Below are 16,334 nucleotides of genomic sequence, written 5' to 3'. Positions count from 1 at the left end.
TCAGAAGGTATTGGCAATGGCGCAGAATTCCTGGGCGGACAGGCTGGCCCCGCCTACCAGGACCCCGTCGATGCCGTCTTCATGGAAGGCATGGGCGTTTTCACTGGTCACGCTGCCCCCGTAAAGGATCCGCACCCGGCGGGCTGCTTCTTTGCCGAATTTTTCTGCAATGGCTTTCCGGATCAGATCCGCAGCCGCCACTGCATCCCGCACTTCCGCACTCTTGCCGCTGCCAATGGCCCAGACCGGTTCATAGGCAACCAGCAGATGCTGGATCTGGCTGTCGGTGAGCACATTCAGCACAGGCGTCAGCTGGCTCAGGATCTTATCCCTGGTGGAGCCGTTTTCGTGTTCGTCAGCGTCTTCTCCCACGCACAGCACCGGGTCCAGGTCGTTCCGGAAGGCAGCCAGGACTTTCTTCACCACGATGTCATTGGTTTCGTGGAAGAACTTCCGCCGTTCGCTGTGGCCCACCAGCACGTACCGGGAACCGATTTCCGCAATCATGGGGCCGGATACGGCGCCGGTGTAGGACCCTTCGTCTTCATAGAACAGGTCCTGGGCACCATAGCCGATGCCGTCTTCATCCACCATGGCGGCTACGCTTTCCAGAGCAGTGAAAGGCGGGAACAGCACCACTTCCGCCCGGGCCATTTCCGTGCCGTGAGCGATCTGATGAGCCAGTTCCATGGCTTCTTCCACAGTTTTATGGCATTTCCAGTTGCCGGCCACAATGGGAGTCCGGAGATCATCCAGAGCCGCCAGGCCCGGCAGCACTTTCCCTTCCAGGTATTCCAGGGAGGCACCGCCGCCGGTGGATACATGGCTCATCTTGTCGGCCAGGCCCATCTGTTTCACAGCTGCAGCACTGTCGCCGCCGCCTACGATGGTGATGCCGTCAGAAGCGGCCATGGCTTCCGCCACCCGCCGGGTCCCTTCTGCATAGTTGGGCATTTCGAAGACGCCCATGGGGCCGTTCCACACAATAGTCTTCATGCCGGCCAGGGTCTGGGCATACAGTTCTGCCGTCTTGGGGCCGATATCCAGGGCCATATATTCCGGATTCAGTTTGTCCAGGTCTTCGGCTTCATGATCTGCGTCATTGGAGAAGCTGGCCGCCATGATCAGGTCCACCGGCAGGAGCATTTTGGTCTTCTGGGCAGCAGCTTCCGCCAGCAGGTCCTTGGCAATCCCCAGGCTTTCCTTTTCCACCAGGGATTTGCCCAGGTCATAGCCTTTGGCAGCCAGGAAGGTATTGGCCATGCCGCCGCCGATCAGGATCACATCGGCTTTCTTGATCAGGCTGCGGATCACGGCGATCTTGTCCGCCACTTTGGCCCCGCCGATAATGGCGGCAAAAGGACGCTGGGGTTTGTCCACTGCATTGCCCAGGTAGGCGATTTCCTTTTCCAGCAGGAAACCAGCCACCGCAGGCAGGTAGTGGGTAATGGCTTCCACAGAAGCATGGGCCCGGTGGGAAACCCCGAACCCGTCGTTTACGTACACATCCCCCAGAGCTGCCAGTTCCTGGGCAAAATGGGGATCATTCTTTTCTTCTTCCGGATGGAACCGGAGGTTTTCCAGCAGCAGGATATCTCCATTCCGCAGCTGAGCGGCTGCAGCCTGGGCTTCCTTGCCGATGCAGTCCGGGCAGAACTGCACCGGACGGTGGATCAGCTGGCTCAGGGCTTCGGCCACAGGCTTCAGGGTGTACTTCATGTTCACCTTGCCTTTGGGACGGCCCAGGTGGGCCAGGAGGATTACAGCAGCCCCCTGGTCCAGCAGGTAATGAAGGGTGGGCAGAGAGGCTTCGATGCGGATAACATCGGTGATTTCCCCTTTGTCGTTCATGGGAACGTTGTAGTCCACCCGGACCAGCACCCGTTTCCCGGTCAGCTGAATGTCTTTGACGGTTCTTTTATCCATGGCTCCGTGCTCCCTGCCTTTCTCTTACAGGCCCTTCTTGGCCACGAACAGAGCCAGTTCCACCAGACGGTTGGAATAACCCCATTCATTGTCGTACCAGGAAACCACTTTGGCCACACGGGGACCCACCATCATGGTGGACAGCCCATCCACAATAGAGCTCAGAGGGCAGCCGCTGTAGTCTTTGGATACCAGAGGCAGTTCATTGTAGCCCAGGATCCCTTTCATGGTGGTTTCAGAGGCCACTTTCATGGCTTCGTTGATTTCTTCTTTGGTGGTGTCTTTCTTCAGGTTCACTACCAGGTCGGTGAGGGAAACATCCGGAGTCGGGACACGGATGGCCATGCCTTTCAGTTTGCCTTCCAGTTCAGGCAGTACCAGACCGATGGCTTTGGCGGCACCGGTGGTGGTGGGGATGATGGAGCAGGCACCGGCACGGGCACGGCGCAGGTCTTTGTGGGCTGCATCCAGGATCTTCTGGTCGTTGGTGTAGGAATGGACGGTGGTCATCATGCCGCTTTCAATGCCGAAGTTGTCTTCCAGCACTTTGGTGAAGGGAGCCAGGCAGTTGGTGGTGCAGGATGCGTTGGAGATGATGTGGTCTTTCTTGGGATCGTACTTGTCTTCGTTGACGCCCAGGACGATGGTGATGTCTTCCCCTTTGGCCGGGCAGGCGATCAGCACCTTTTTGGCGCCGTTGTCCAGATGAGGCTGTACGGTTTCACGGGTCTTGAATTTGCCGGTGGTTTCCAGCACTACATCCACGCCCATATCGCCCCAGGGGATTTCCTTCGGATCAGTGTACCGGGTGAATTTGATGGCTTTGTCCCCTACATGCATTACGTCTCCATCAACGGACACATCTTCATCAAAGGTGCCGTGGATGGAATCGTATTTCAGCAGGTGGGCATAGGTATCGATGCCGGAACGGGCATTGACCGCCACAACTTCCACTTCAGGGTTCTTTACAGCGATACGCAGAGCGCAGCGTCCAATACGACCAAAACCATTGATACCGATTTTTACCATTTTGCATTCCTCCTAAGTTTTTTACTGATGATTGGGATCAGTTTGCAAACAATCGATGATTTCCCGGGCAGCCGCCTCGTCGGTGACCAGGATATCGTCCTGGCCGCTGCGGAGCATGGAAAGGATGGCCCTTCCCTTGGACTGTCCGCCGGCAATGCCCATGACCGTGTGGATCTTTTCCAGATCGTTGACCATGAGTCCCAGGGTGTCTGTGCTGTACACCACCCGGCCGTTCAGGTCGAAATACTGCCCCAGGGCTTCCCCTACGGCACCGGCCTTTGCCAGGCGGTCCATCAGTTTGGGGTCCATCCCCCGCTTTTCGGCCATCACCAGGGCCTGCCCCATGCCATGGACCAGGATATCCGCGCTTTTGATGGTTTCCACCACCTGTTTCACCCGGGCATCCTCTTCCAGGATCTTGCGGAGCACGTCCTCGCTGACACTGTCCGGCACATACAGCTGCAGGTACCGGGTCTTCAGCCGGCCGGCCAGCACCGTCGCAATGGTGTTGGCCTGGAGTTCCATTTTGTCCCCCAGACCGCCCCGGGCCGGGACCACCACGGTCTCCGGTTCATTGCCAAAGGTGTTTTCCGCCATGGCCGCCACAGTGGTGCCCCCGGTTACCGCCACAATGTGCTTTTTGTGGTCCGCCAGAAGGCGCAGCAGGATACCGGCCGCCACACGCCCGATTTCCCGGGTGACCACTTTGTCCTGGTCCGCATTGCCGGGCAGCACCACCACCTTCTGGAGATGGAGCTTGTCCTGGAGGATGCGTTCCAGGCTGGAAAGCTTCTGGAGCCGGTTCACATAGTCCCGGAGCTCCTGGAGGAGCACCGCCCCCTCTTCCGTAATGCTCATGCCGGTGAGGGTGAAATCCAGCAGCCCCGCTTCCTTGAGGAAATCCACATGGGAACGGAGGATCCGCTCGCTGAGCCCCAGCTTTTTGGCCAGGGTCCGGCGGCCGATGGGCTGATCGTGGCTGATCTGCCGGAGCACCTTATAGCGCTCGGTAAGCAGGTCCACCATTTCCGGAACCAGTTTATTCTGCAGGTTGATGATTCGATCCAAGCTGATGTTGCACATTTTGTCCCTCGTGGTACTTTTTATGTCCCACCCTGTTCGAAAAAAAATAAATTTACTACGTCTTCATTATAGCATAGATAAGAAAAAAAGGAAGGGGGACACCCTTCCTTTTTTTGCCCTGCCCGTTATTTAATCTCCCCCACATCCAGACTGATGTCCAGGGCTTTTACGCTGTGGGTCAGGGCTCCTATGCTGATTACGTCCACCCCGGCGGCTGCTGCGGCTTCCAGATTGTGCTCGTCGATGCCCCCGGAGGCTTCCACCACCGCCCGGTGACCGATCATCCTTACACATTCCTTCATGGCCTCCGGAGCCATGTTGTCCAGCATGATCACGTCGGCGCCCCCTTCCAGGGCTTCTTTGGCCTGGGCCAGGCTTTCCACTTCGATCTCGATCCTGGTCATGTGGCTGGCGTAGGCTTTGGCCCGGGCCAGGGCTTCCTTCACCCCTCCGGCCACCGCAATGTGATTGTCCTTGATCAGGATGGCATCGTAGAGCCCCAGCCGGTGGTTGTGGCCCCCGCCGGTGCGGACAGCGTATTTTTCCAGGAGCCGTAGCCCCGGCGTGGTCTTCCGGGTATCCACCACCCGGGTGCCGTAGGGTTTGGCCAGGTCCGCCAGCTTTTTGGTCCGGGTGGCAATGCCGGACAGATGCTGGAGCAGGTTGAGGGCCAGCCGTTCTCCCGTCAGGACACTCCGGGCCGATCCGGTGACTTTGGCAATGAGGGTCCCCGGTTCCAGTTTGTCCCCGTCTTTGGCCAGGGCCTCGAAGGTCAGGCTGGGATCCAGCACCCGGAACACCTGCCGGGCCACTTCCACCCCGCACAGGATCCCTGTATCCTTGGCGTGGATGATCCCGGCAGTCACCGCCCCTTCCGGCAGCAGGGCCTCACTGGTCAGGTCCCCGCTGCCCACGTCTTCCGCCAGCCATTCCTCCAGCTGTTTATCCAACATTCTGCTGTACATGGATGCTGCCTCCTTCTTCCTCTTCGATAGTATGATGCTTCCAGCAGTCCCGGGGCTTGGGGAAATCCAGCCGGTAATGGGCCCCCCGGCTTTCTTCCCGCTGGAGAGCCGCCTGGGCAATGAGCCGGGATACCAGGATCTGGGATTTCAGATCCAGCTGCTCCGGGGTTTCCGCTGCCTGTCCGGCATATTTGGCTTCCACGGCCCCCAGTTCTTCCAGGGCCTGGCGGAGATCTTCCCGGTCCCGGGCAATCCCCAGCTGCCGGCTCATCAGTTCCCGGAGCTGCTGCCGGTCAGCGGCGGTTTCCCCCTGGGAAACTTTCCAGGGTTCCAGGACGGACTGCCAACGGCCGCCTTTTTCCTTCTGCCCCTCAACAGGGATTTCCCGGCACAGGGCACGGGCCGCCCGGCGTCCGAACACCAGCCCTTCCAGGAGGGAATTGCTGGCCAGCCGGTTGGCGCCCTGGAGACCGGTGCAGGCCGCTTCTCCGCAGGCATACAGGCCGGGCACCGTAGTGTGGCCCCAGCTGTCGGTGCGGATGCCTCCCATCATGTAGTGGGCCGCAGGAGCAATGGGGATCCGTTCCTTCCGCATATCCACTCCATAGTCCAGGAGAGTCCGGAAGATCATGGGGAATTTTTCCTCCACCCGGTCAATCACCGTGGCGTCCAGCAGCACATGGTCCGTGGCGCAGTGCTTCATTTCCGTGGCAATGGCCCGGGCCACCACATCCCGGGGAGCCAGTTCCAGCATGGGATGGTACCCGGGCATGAACCGTTCTCCCCGGGTGTTGTACAACAGGGCGCCGGCACCCCGGACCGCTTCCGAAACCAGGAAACTGGGCTTTCCCGGAAGGGCCAGGGCCGTGGGATGGAACTGGACGAATTCCATATCCATCAGTTCCGCACCGGCCCGGCAGGCCAGTGCCAGGCCGCTGCCCGTGGCTCCTTCCGGGTTGGTGGTGTGGGCAAACAGCCGTCCTACCCCACCGGTGGCCAGCACCACGGCGTTGGCGGAAAAGCGGACCATCCGGCCTTCGTGGAGAGCCATAGCTCCTGCGCACCGGCCTTCCTGGAGCAGCAGATCCGTTACATAGCAGTGTTCCAGGGTGGAGATCCGGCTTTCCCTGCCGGTAATGGACCGGAGGGCCCGGGACACTTCCTCCCCGGTGCTGTCTCCGTTGGCGTGGACGATCCGGTTCCGGCTGTGGCATCCTTCCCGGCCCAGGGCCAGGGTGCCGTCGGGATTTTTGTCAAACCGGGCTCCGTGATGAAGCAGGTCCAGCACCGCCTTGGGCCCTTCGGTGACCACGATTTTGGCCATGGTTTCGTCGGTGAGCCCGGCTCCGGCCACCAGGGTGTCCTGGTAATGGAGGCTAGGGTCGTCGTCCCTCCCCAGGGCCGCCGCAATGCCCCCCTGGGCCTTGGAGGTGTTGCTGTCCTGGAGTTCATCCCGGACCGCTACCAGTACATGCCGGCCCGCCTCTGCCAGGGACCAGGCCGTCTGGAGCCCGGCCGCTCCGGACCCGACCACCAGGATATCCGTTTGTATTTCAGGCGTTTCCGCCGTATCAAAATTCGTCCAACAGGTTTCCATAAGGAATCCTCCTTTTACAAGTGGCCGCCTGAGCAGCAGCCTGTTACAGGTCGTAGGGAAAAGGAAAGGAACCCCATTAACGGGTTCCTTGAAGGGAAACGCAGCTGCCGCTGCTAACCCACCACCAGCCTGCGGCTGGTCCCCCGCCCTTGAAAAGGGCGGATATACCCTCGGCCCTGCGGCCCATTGCCTTTTGCAAGAACCAGGGCAAAAGCCTCCCATACCGTCATCCGCCCTTGCTATGACCGGTTGTACTCTCGGCCCTGCGGCCCATTGCCTTTTGCAAGAACCAGGGCAAAAGCCTCCCATACCGTCATCCGCCCTTGCTATGACCGGTTGTACCCTCGGGCCCTTGGTCCATTGCCTTTTGCAAGAACCAGGGCGAACGCCCCATACCTATTATCCGCCCTTTGCAAGGGCGGGGGACCGTTGCGCTTGCGCAATGGTGGTGGGTTAGCAGCCCCTGGGCTGCGTTTCCCTTCAAAGCCTGCACAGCAGGCTTCCTTCCGCCATTGACCATTGACAACCCAATCACTTCACTTCCAGCATCCGTTCCAGAGCCCTCCGGGCCTTGTTCCGGATCTCTTCCGGCACCACGATCCTGGGTTCCAGGGTCTCCAGGGACCGCTTCACCAGTTCCAGGGTGGTCTTTTTCATGTTGGGGCACAGCAGGTTGCCTCCTGCCATATAAAACTTCTTGTGGGGGCATTTCCATTCCAGCTGGGTCAGTACTCCGCATTCCGTGGCAATGATGAATTCCTGGTCCGGGCTCTGCTGGGCATAATGGATGATCCCCATGGTGCTGCCCACATAATCCGCCAGGGCCCGGACTTCCGGCCGGCATTCCGGGTGCATCAGCACTTTGGCGCCGGGATGGGCTTTTTTGACTGCCGTCACTTCTTCCACCGAAAGGGCGTGATGGGTGGGACAGGCTCCCCGCCAGGGCAGGATGGTGTGATGGGTCTTCTCCGCCGTAAAGGTGGCCAGGTTCTGGTCCGGTACGAACAGGATGGGCTGGTCCGCCGGCAGGCTTTCGATCACCTTCACCGCGTTGGAAGAGGTGCAGCAGATTTCGCTGAGGGCCTTGACGCTGGCCGGGGTGTTCACATAGGACACCACCTTGTATTCCGGATGCTCTGCCAGAAAGGCTTTCACCCGGGACTCCAGGGTGTCGTCGAACATCCGGCACCCGGCATCGATGGCCGGCAGCAGGGTGATTTTGTCCGGAGACAGGATGTTGGCGGTTTCTGCCATGAACCGGACTCCGCAGAACACGATCACATCCGCATCGGTCTGGGCCGCCTGCTGGGACAGGGCAAACGAATCCCCGCAGAAATCAGCGATTTCCTGGATTTCCTCCGGTTGGTATACATGGGCCAGGATCACCGCATTCCGTTCCTTTTTCAAGCGGGTGATGGCATCGAACAAGTCTTCCATGGATCAGGACTCCTTTTGGGAAAAGGGGAACTCTCCGTTCCCCTTTCGTATTTTGTGTACATTATACACGATTTTTCTTTCATTGTCATGTCAGTAGATGTCAACAGATAATGCAATGAGTCCATTGTAGCTGATTTTGGGGGAAAGTGCAAGGCGGATAAAAAAATGCTCCCCGCAGGGAGCATTTTATCCTTATGAATTTATTCCACCGTCACGCTCTTGGCCAGGTTCCGGGGCTTGTCCACGTCGCAGCCTCTGGCCAGGGCTGCGTAGTAGGCCAGCAGCTGGAGCGGGATCACTGCCAGGATGGGAGCCAGGTCTTCGTCGGCTTTGGGGATGATGATTACGTTATTGGCGTGTTTGGCCAGTTCCGTATCCCCTTCCATGCCGATGCCGATCACGATGGCACCCCGGGTCTTCACTTCCTGGAGGTTGCTGATGGTCTTGTCATAGATGTTGGACTGAGTGGCCAGGACGATCACCGGCACCCCTTCCGTAATGAGGGCCAGGGTCCCGTGCTTCAGTTCCCCTGCCGCATAGGCTTCCGCATGGATGTAGGAGATTTCCTTCAGCTTCAGAGCCCCTTCCAGAGCCACCGCATAGTCCAGGCTCCGGCCCAGGAAGAAGGCATCTTCCCGGTTGGCATAGTTGGTGGCGTACACCTTGATCTGGTCCACATGGTCCAGGATGTCGTGCATCTGTTCCGGCACTTCCAGCACGCTCTGGATCAGTTCATGGAGCCGTTCGTCGCTGATCTTCCCTTTCAGGTTGGAGATGTACAGGCTCAGCAGCAGCATGACGATCAGCTGGGTGGTGTAGGCCTTGGTGGAGGCTACGGCGATTTCCGGGCCCGCATAGGTGTAAACCACCTGGTCCGCTTCCCGGGCGATGGAGGAGCCTACCACGTTGGTGACGGCCATGGTCTTGGCCCCCCGGCGTTTGGCTTCCTTCAGGGCTTCCAGGGTATCGCTGGTTTCCCCGGACTGGCTGATCACGATGCACAGGCAGCTTTCGTCGATAATGGGGTTCCGGTACCGGAATTCGGAAGCGATGTCCACTTCCACCGGGATCCGGGCCATTTTTTCAATGTAGTACTTGCCTACGATGCCTGCATGGTAGGCGGTGCCGCAGGCCACGATGAAGATCTTCCGGATGTCCTTCAGGGTTTCCGGGGTCCAGTTCAGTTCGTTGAAAACCACCTTGTCGCTGCCTTTGTCCACCCGGCCCCGGAGGGTATCCCGGACGGCTTTGGGCTGTTCGTAGATTTCCTTCAGCATGAAATGTTCGAAGCCGCCTTTTTCTGCCGCTTCCGCATCCCAGTTCACCCGGAACACTTTTTTATCGATCTTGTGACCTTCCAGGTCCTTTACCACAACTTTGTCCGGTTCCACCACGGCCATTTCCCCATCGCTGAGGATGTAGGTGTCCCGGGTCTTGCTGATGATGGCCGGGATATCGGAGGCAATGTAGTTTTCCCCTTTGCCCAGGCCGATGACCAGCGGGTTGTTCTTTTTGGCGCAGATCAGCTTGCTGGGATCCTTGGCGCAAAGGAACACCAGGGAATAGGATCCTTTGATGGTGTGGAGCACTTTCCGGACGGTGCTTTCAAAATCCCCGTCCCACAGATCTGCCATCAGATGCGGTACCACTTCCGTATCCGTATCAGAGCGGAAATGATGGCCTTTTTTCAGCAGAGCCTGCTTCAGAGGCATGTAGTTTTCAATGATCCCGTTGTGGACCACGGCGAACTGGCCGCTTTCGTCCGTATGGGGATGGGCATTGATGTCGCTGGGTTTCCCATGGGTGGCCCACCGGGTGTGGCCGATGCCCAGGGTGCCCACCGGTTCGTGACCCACGATTTTCTGGCGCAGAGCGTCCAGACGGCCCACGCATTTTTCCACGTCGATTTTCCCGTCGTTGTATACGGCAATGCCTGCAGAGTCATATCCTCTGTATTCCAGCTTGCTCAGCCCTTCCATGAGAAAGGGAGTAGCCTGATGACGTCCAATATATCCTACGATTCCGCACATGTTGTTGTGCCCTCCTGCATATGGTAGTTACCGTCTGCCGCCGCCCCTTCTGTATGCCTCCGTTGCCGGAGGGATTTGTAGGACAGCTTACGGTGTGCAGCTTACCGAGAGGCATCCGCTGACTGATCGATGAACCTCTTCCTCGTCGGCCGGGCAAAGCCCGGCACCTGCGCTCCAGATTTGCAGAAATCCCCTTGCCCGTTCCCCCTCAAAAACAGGCGGCCCTCCAGTCCGGTATCCCCAGAGAGCATGTTTCCACAGATACTTTATGATACTATGTTTTTGCCATGGGGTCAACAGGAAAGGGGGTGCTGCCTGCGCAGCACCCCCATCAGCGGTCAGCTGACAAAAAAAGGCGCTGCCTCAGCAGCGTCTTTTTCCTTATGCCAATTCTTTCCGCACCACTTCTGCAATGGCTTCGGTGATGCTGTCCAGTTCCACCTGGTTGGGGCCCTGGGCCATGATCCGGATCAGGGGTTCGGTGCCGCTGGCACGGACCAGCACCTGGCCGTCGTCCCCCAGTTCTTCCGTATATTTCCGGACCACATCGGCAATGGCCTGGTTTTCCTGCCAGCCGTTCTTGTCCTTCACCCGCACGTTCAGCAGGGTCTGGGGATACTTCACCATCAGTGCCCCCAGCTGGGACAGGGTCTGGTTGTGGCGGACCAGGCTACTCAAAAGCTTCACCCCGGTCATCATCCCGTCCCCGGTGCGCACCAGGTCTCCGAAGATGATGTGGCCGGACTGTTCGCCACCCAGTTTGTAGTCGTGTTTCAGCATTTCTTCCAGCACATACCGGTCCCCTACGGCAGTCTTCACTGTGGAGCCACCATGTTCCTTCATGGCTTTGGCCAGCCCCACGTTGCTCATCACCGTGGTCACCAGCACATTGTCCTTCAGCTTGCCGGCCTTCATCAGGTCCAGGGCACAGATCAGCATGATCTGGTCTCCGTCCAGCACGTCCCCGTTTTCGTCCACAGCCAGCAGACGGTCCGCATCCCCGTCGTTGGCCAGGCCGCAGTCGGCTCCCACTTCCTTCACCTTGGCCTGGAGTGCTTCCAGGTGGGTGGAGCCGCAGCCGTTATTGATGTTGATCCCGTTGGGTTCATGGAAAATGGGGATCACATGGGCCCCCAGGGTCCGGAGGATGGCCGGGGCGATTTCACTGTTGGCCCCGTTGGCACAGTCCATGACCACTTTCAGCCCGTTCAGCTTCACGTCGGCGCTGTCCACAATGTGCTTTACATACACCATGCCCATGTCCTGTTCCTGGATCACCCGGCCCAGGTTGGACCCGGTCACCGTGTTGGCATAATCCACCGGCTGGTTCACGATGGCTTCGATCTCGTCCTCCACCGCATCCGGCAGTTTGTAGCCGGTCCGGGCAAAGAACTTGATCCCGTTGTCTTCAAAGGGATTGTGGGAAGCGGAAATCACCACCCCTGCATTGGCTTCCAGCTTTTCCGTCAGATAGGAAACCGCCGGTGTGGGGATCACTCCCAGAAGATGGGCATTGCCCCCGGCGCTGCAGATGCCGGCGGCCAGGGCGCTTTCCAGCATGGTGCCGGAAAGACGGGTATCCCGCCCGATCAAAATCTTGGGAGTCTTCACTTCCCGTCCAAAATACAGAGCCGCAGCGCGGCCCAGCTTGTATGCCAGTTCCACATTGAGTACAGGACCATTGGCGACGCCGCGGACGCCGTCCGTTCCAAACATTCTAGCCATCAGAGCCCTCCAGGTTGTTACAGGTATTTGCTGCTTATTTTTCTTCTTCCACTTTCCGGCCTGCCATTTCCACCAGCATTTCGCCGGGGGTGATGTTATGGTAAGCCAACAGCACTAAGCAATGATACCATAAATCCCCCATCTCGTAAACAACCTGGTCCGCATCGCTGTTTTTGGAAGCCAGGATGGTCCGGGTGGTATTGGCGCCCATTTCCGTCAGCAGCTTGTCCTGGCTGGGAGATGGCAGCAGCTTCCGGGTCTCTTTCTGTTTTTCCTGATAGCAGACGATCTGTTTGTACAGTTCGTTGATCACCTGGGGCAGCCGGTTGTCCGCCACAGGCAGGCTTTCTCCAGAAGCACTGTTCCACAGCGGGTTGAAGAAACAGGAATAGTTGCCCGTGTGGCAGGCAGCCCCTTTCTGTTCCACTTTCACCAGCAGGGCATCCCCGTCGCAGTCGTAGGTGATGCTGTACACCTTCTGGGTGTGGCCACTGGTGGCTCCCTTGTTCCACAGTTCCTGGCGGCTCCGGCTCCAGAACCAGGTATAGCCGGTTTCCACCGTACGGGCCAGGCTGGTGCCGTTCATGTAAGCCAGCATCAGCACCTTGTCCGTCTTCACATCCTGGACAATGGCAGGGATCAGGCCCCTGTCGTCAAACTTCAGCTTGCTGATATCGATTTTCATAACCGTACGTCCACTCCTTTGCTCCGCAAGTATTCCTTCACCTGGCGGATCGTGAATTTCCTGTAATGGAATACGGAAGCGGCCAGAGCCGCGTCAGCTTTTCCGGCGGTAAGGACTTCGTAGAAGTCTTCCAGGGAGCCGGCGCCCCCGGAGGCAATCACCGGTACGGGAACGGCTTCCGCCACTTTCCGGGTCAGGGGAATGTCGAACCCGTCCTTGGTGCCGTCCGCATCCATACTGGTCAGGAGGATTTCCCCCGCCCCCAGGGATACGGCCTTTTTCACCCATTCCAGGGCATCCAGCCCGGTGGGAGTGTGGCCCCCGTTGATGTACACTTCCCAGGAATCTTCTCCCCGGCGTTTGGCATCCACGGCCAGCACCACACACTGGTTCCCAAAAGCTTCCGCTCCCCGGGTGATCAGGGTGGGATCCTTGACCGCCGCGGTGTTCAGGCTGGTTTTGTCCGCCCCGGCCAGGAGCACCGCCCGCATGTCCTCAAGGGAGGAAATGCCGCCCCCTACAGTCAGGGGCATGAACACTTCCCGGGCGGCCCGTTCGATGGTGTCCACCATGGACTTGCGCTTTTCCAGAGAAGCGGTGATATCCAGGAACACCAGCTCATCGGCCTGTTCCTTTTCATAAAGGGAAGCCAGTTCCACCGGGTCTCCGGCATCCCGGAGGCTGACGAAATTGGTCCCCTTTACAACCCGTCCGTCTTTTACGTCCAGACAGGGAATGATCCGTTTTGCCAGCATGGCTCACGCCTCCTTCGCAATCCTGACAGCTTGGCGAAGGTCAATGGCGCCGGTATACAGCGCCTTACCTATAATACACCCTTCGATGCCGTCTGTTTCTCTTTTTTTCAAAATTTTCAAATCTTCCAGGCTGGCCACCCCGCCGCTGGCGGTGACCGCAAGACCGGAAGCCCGGGCCACGTTCACCGTGGCTTCCACGTTCACCCCGCTGAGCATGCCGTCCCGGGCAATGTCCGTAAAGATGATCCGCCGGACGCCTGCCTCTGCCATTTTCCGGGCCAGGTCTTCCGCCTGGATGTGGCCGCTGGCTTCCCAGCCTTCCACTGCCACGTCCCCGTTCTTGGCGTCGATGCCCACCACAATTCGGCCGGGATACTTGTCACAGGCTTCCTTCACCAGTTCCGGATTCTTCACCGCCGCGGACCCCAGGATCACCTGGTGGACCCCCCGGTCCAGCAGCCGGGCAATGTGTTCCAGGGTCCGGATGCCGCCCCCCACTTCAATGGGGATGTTCCCCTGTTTCAGGATGGCGTCGATGGACAGCAGGTTCCGGCTTTCCCCGGCAACCGCCCCGTCCAAATCCACCACATGGATGCAACTGGCCCCCTCATCGGCCCATTTTTTCGCCATGGCACCGGGATCGGTGCTGTATACTGTTTCTCTGGAAAAATCGCCCTTCACCAGCCGGACGCAGTTGCCTCCCCGCAGGTCGATGGCAGGATAGATGTTCATAGTTTCCACTCCTTGAAGGCTTTCAGCATGGCCAGGCCGGCGAAAGAGGACTTTTCCGGATGGAACTGGAAGCCCTGGACGCTGCCCTGGCCCACACTGGCCGTAATCTGGGTTCCGTAATCGCAGACGGAGGTAATAATGGAGGGATCTTCCGGCACCGCATGGAAGCTGTGGACGAAGTACACATACTTCCCGTCCGCCTCCTTCATCAAAGGAGAGGGATTCACGGTGGTAATCCGGTTCCACCCCATGTGGGGAATCTTATAGTCGGTGACGATTTTTTTCACCTGGCCCTTGAAGTATCCCAGGCCCTTTACTCCCGGTGCTTCTTCGCTGCCTTCAAAGAGCAGCTGTTCTCCCAGACAGATGCCCAGGAAGGGTTTGCCGCTGTGGAGAGCCTCCTGGACCGCTTCTTCCAGCCCCCGGCTCCGCATGGTGTCCATGCAGTCCCCGAAGGACCCCACCCCCGGCAGGATCACCCGGGGGGCCGCTTCGATGACCTTAGGGTCTCCGGAAATCACCGGATTGGCCCCCACCTTCAAAAGACCGTTGTACACAGAGTGCAGGTTCCCCCGGCCGTAGTCGATGATCACAATGGTGTCTTTGTCCATATTACAGTGCCCCCTTGCTGCTCATGACCCCGTGTACCCGGGGATCCAGGGCCACCGCCTGGCTCATGGCCCGTGCCACACCCTTGAAGATGGCTTCCAGCATGTGGTGGGTATTCTTCCCGTAGGGTACGTTGATATGGAGGGTCAGGCCGCAGTTCATGGCCAGGGCCCGGAAGAAATCTTCTCCCATTTCCGTATCGAAGTTCCCCAGGGTCACCCGGGGGATGATGTCCGCATTCCACACCAGGTAAGGCCGTCCGGAAAAATCCAGGGCGATTTCCGCCAGGGCCTCATCCATGGGCAGCAGGAAGCTGCCGTACCGGTGGATGCCTTTTTTGTCACCCAGAGCCTGGGCAATGGCCTGTCCCAGGGCAATGCCCACATCTTCCACCGTATGGTGGCAGTCCACTTCCAGATCCCCTTTGGCCCGGACCTTCAGGTCCATGAAGGAATGGACCGCCAGCAGGGTCAGCATGTGATCCAGGAAGCCCACCCCGGTGGAAATATCCGCCTTGCCAGTGCCGTCCAGATCCAGTTCCACAGCAATCTGAGTTTCTTTCGTATTCCGTTCCACTTTCCCTTGCCGCATAACCATGCCTCCCTTGTTTATTGGATGATGTCCCGGATGGCCCCGATGATCTGGGGATTCTCTTCCGCTTTGCCCACGGTGATCCGCAGGCCCCCGGGCAGCCGGGGATTCCGGGAATAGTTCCGCACCAGGATCTTCCGGTCCAGCAGTTCCTGGAACAGGTATCCCCCGGCAGCCATGGCTTTTTCACTGCTGGGCAGATCCCCGGCACCGGCTTTTTCCGCCAGGCTTTCCAGAGCTTTCCCTGCCGGCAGGGCCAGCAGGAAGTTGGTGGCGCTGGGCAGCACCCGGAATCCCAGGGCTTCCAGGTGATCCCGCAGGTATCTCCGGCCGGAGACCACCGCTTCCACCCGCTGCCGGAGCACTTCCGGCTTGCTGTACATCAGTTCCGCCGCCAGGATGGACACCCCGTTCACCGTGTAGGGCAGCAGCACCTTTTTCAAAATCTTCATCAAAGGAGCACTGCCGATGCCGTAGCCGATCCGGAGATTGGCCAGACCGTAGGCTTTGGAAAAGGTCCTCAGCACCAGCAGGTTATCCACCTGGTTCACCAGGTCCAGGGTGGTCACCTCTTCCTCTTTCCCCTCTTCCACGGCAAATTCCATGTAGGCTTCGTCCATGATCACCGGACAGTCCACACTGCGGATGATTTTTTCCATGGAAGCTTTGGGATTGAAGTTGCCGGTGGGGTTGTTGGGGTTGCAGATGATCAGAAGGGCCGGTTTTTCTTCCTTGCAGAAACTGATGACCCCTTCCGGATCCACGAACCCGTCCGCGGTCAGCGGGAACAGCACCGGCTGGCTGTCCGCCAGGATGGCGTAGGTCTGGTACATGGAAAAAGAGGGATTGGCGGAAGCGATCTTCCTCCCGGCACCTCCGAAGGCATAGCAGGCCTTCTCCAGCAGTTCGCTGGACCCGTTCCCGATGGCCACCTGGGCAGGATCGAACCCCAGCCGGTCAGCAATGGCCTGGCACAGGTCTTCCCCGTGCATGGAGGGATACCGGTTAAAGGCATGTTCCGCCAGACGGGTCCCCAGTTCCAGACGGATTTCCGGGGTCATATCCCAGTTGGTTTCATTGGCATTGACAACAATGTCTGCATCAGGTACGGTTTCCACCTGATAGTCTTCGATCCGGGCCAGACTCTCCCGGGCAAGCAAATCGCTCATA

General features: G+C 58.9%; 14 protein-coding genes. All 14 read right to left on the bottom strand.

Features of this window, described 5'->3' with window-relative positions; genetic code table 11:
* Entirely contained in the window at positions 1 to 1,926 is a 1,926-nt protein-coding gene (gene tpiA / locus ACTQY5_RS00970; protein ID WP_441368661.1) for a triose-phosphate isomerase, read from the bottom strand.
* 24 nt (positions 1,927 to 1,950) lie between these two features.
* Complete coding sequence (gene gap, locus ACTQY5_RS00965; protein ID WP_154488357.1) at positions 1,951 to 2,955, bottom strand: type I glyceraldehyde-3-phosphate dehydrogenase; 1,005 nt, start codon at positions 2,953 to 2,955, stop codon at positions 1,951 to 1,953.
* Between the two features lie 21 nt (positions 2,956 to 2,976).
* The gene (locus ACTQY5_RS00960; RefSeq protein ID WP_022486800.1) at positions 2,977 to 4,038 is read right to left on the bottom strand and encodes a sugar-binding transcriptional regulator; all 1,062 of its coding nucleotides are present in this window, start codon (positions 4,036 to 4,038) and stop codon (positions 2,977 to 2,979) included.
* Between the two features lie 125 nt (positions 4,039 to 4,163).
* A complete protein-coding gene (nadC, locus tag ACTQY5_RS00955) occupies positions 4,164 to 5,003 on the bottom strand; it encodes a carboxylating nicotinate-nucleotide diphosphorylase (RefSeq protein ID WP_022486799.1) in 840 nt (279 codons plus the stop codon).
* Complete coding sequence (nadB, locus tag ACTQY5_RS00950; protein WP_441368660.1) at positions 4,981 to 6,600, bottom strand: L-aspartate oxidase; 1,620 nt, start codon at positions 6,598 to 6,600, stop codon at positions 4,981 to 4,983. The genes nadC and nadB overlap by 23 nt, the downstream gene beginning before the upstream one ends.
* 531 nt (positions 6,601 to 7,131) lie before the next feature.
* Positions 7,132 to 8,037, bottom strand: a complete 906-nt coding sequence (nadA, locus tag ACTQY5_RS00945; protein ID WP_154488358.1) for a quinolinate synthase NadA — start codon at positions 8,035 to 8,037, stop codon at positions 7,132 to 7,134.
* A gap of 200 nt (positions 8,038 to 8,237) precedes the next feature.
* Entirely contained in the window at positions 8,238 to 10,067 is a 1,830-nt protein-coding gene (glmS, locus tag ACTQY5_RS00940) for a glutamine--fructose-6-phosphate transaminase (isomerizing) (RefSeq protein WP_288311381.1), read from the bottom strand.
* 381 nt (positions 10,068 to 10,448) lie between these two features.
* A complete protein-coding gene (glmM, locus tag ACTQY5_RS00935; protein ID WP_441368659.1) occupies positions 10,449 to 11,792 on the bottom strand; it encodes a phosphoglucosamine mutase in 1,344 nt (447 codons plus the stop codon).
* 34 nt (positions 11,793 to 11,826) lie between these two features.
* On the bottom strand, positions 11,827 to 12,477 hold the full coding sequence (gene hisIE, locus ACTQY5_RS00930) for a bifunctional phosphoribosyl-AMP cyclohydrolase/phosphoribosyl-ATP diphosphatase HisIE (protein ID WP_022487849.1): 651 nt from the start codon (positions 12,475 to 12,477) through the stop codon (positions 11,827 to 11,829).
* On the bottom strand, positions 12,474 to 13,232 hold the full coding sequence (gene hisF, locus ACTQY5_RS00925; RefSeq protein WP_441368658.1) for an imidazole glycerol phosphate synthase subunit HisF: 759 nt from the start codon (positions 13,230 to 13,232) through the stop codon (positions 12,474 to 12,476). Before hisF ends, hisIE begins: the two co-directional genes overlap by 4 nt.
* A gap of 3 nt (positions 13,233 to 13,235) precedes the next feature.
* Positions 13,236 to 13,964 (bottom strand): 1-(5-phosphoribosyl)-5-[(5-phosphoribosylamino)methylideneamino]imidazole-4-carboxamide isomerase, encoded by a 729-nt coding sequence (hisA, locus tag ACTQY5_RS00920; protein ID WP_302157912.1) that lies wholly within the window; start codon positions 13,962 to 13,964, stop codon positions 13,236 to 13,238.
* Positions 13,961 to 14,575 (bottom strand): imidazole glycerol phosphate synthase subunit HisH, encoded by a 615-nt coding sequence (gene hisH, locus ACTQY5_RS00915; RefSeq protein WP_154488362.1) that lies wholly within the window; start codon positions 14,573 to 14,575, stop codon positions 13,961 to 13,963. Before hisH ends, hisA begins: the two co-directional genes overlap by 4 nt.
* A 1-nt stretch (position 14,576) precedes the next feature.
* Positions 14,577 to 15,164 (bottom strand): imidazoleglycerol-phosphate dehydratase HisB, encoded by a 588-nt coding sequence (gene hisB, locus ACTQY5_RS00910; protein ID WP_279127281.1) that lies wholly within the window; start codon positions 15,162 to 15,164, stop codon positions 14,577 to 14,579.
* A 17-nt stretch (positions 15,165 to 15,181) separates the two neighbouring features.
* A complete protein-coding gene (locus ACTQY5_RS00905) occupies positions 15,182 to 16,333 on the bottom strand; it encodes a pyridoxal phosphate-dependent aminotransferase (protein WP_288311372.1) in 1,152 nt (383 codons plus the stop codon).
* Position 16,334: the final 1 nt, after the last annotated feature.

This window comes from Acidaminococcus sp. HCP3S3_H5 (assembly GCF_052122235.1).
Classification (GTDB): Bacteria; Bacillota; Negativicutes; order Acidaminococcales; family Acidaminococcaceae; genus Acidaminococcus.
Note: the sequence above shows the minus strand (reverse complement) of the source record. Positions and strands in the feature narration are given on the sequence as shown.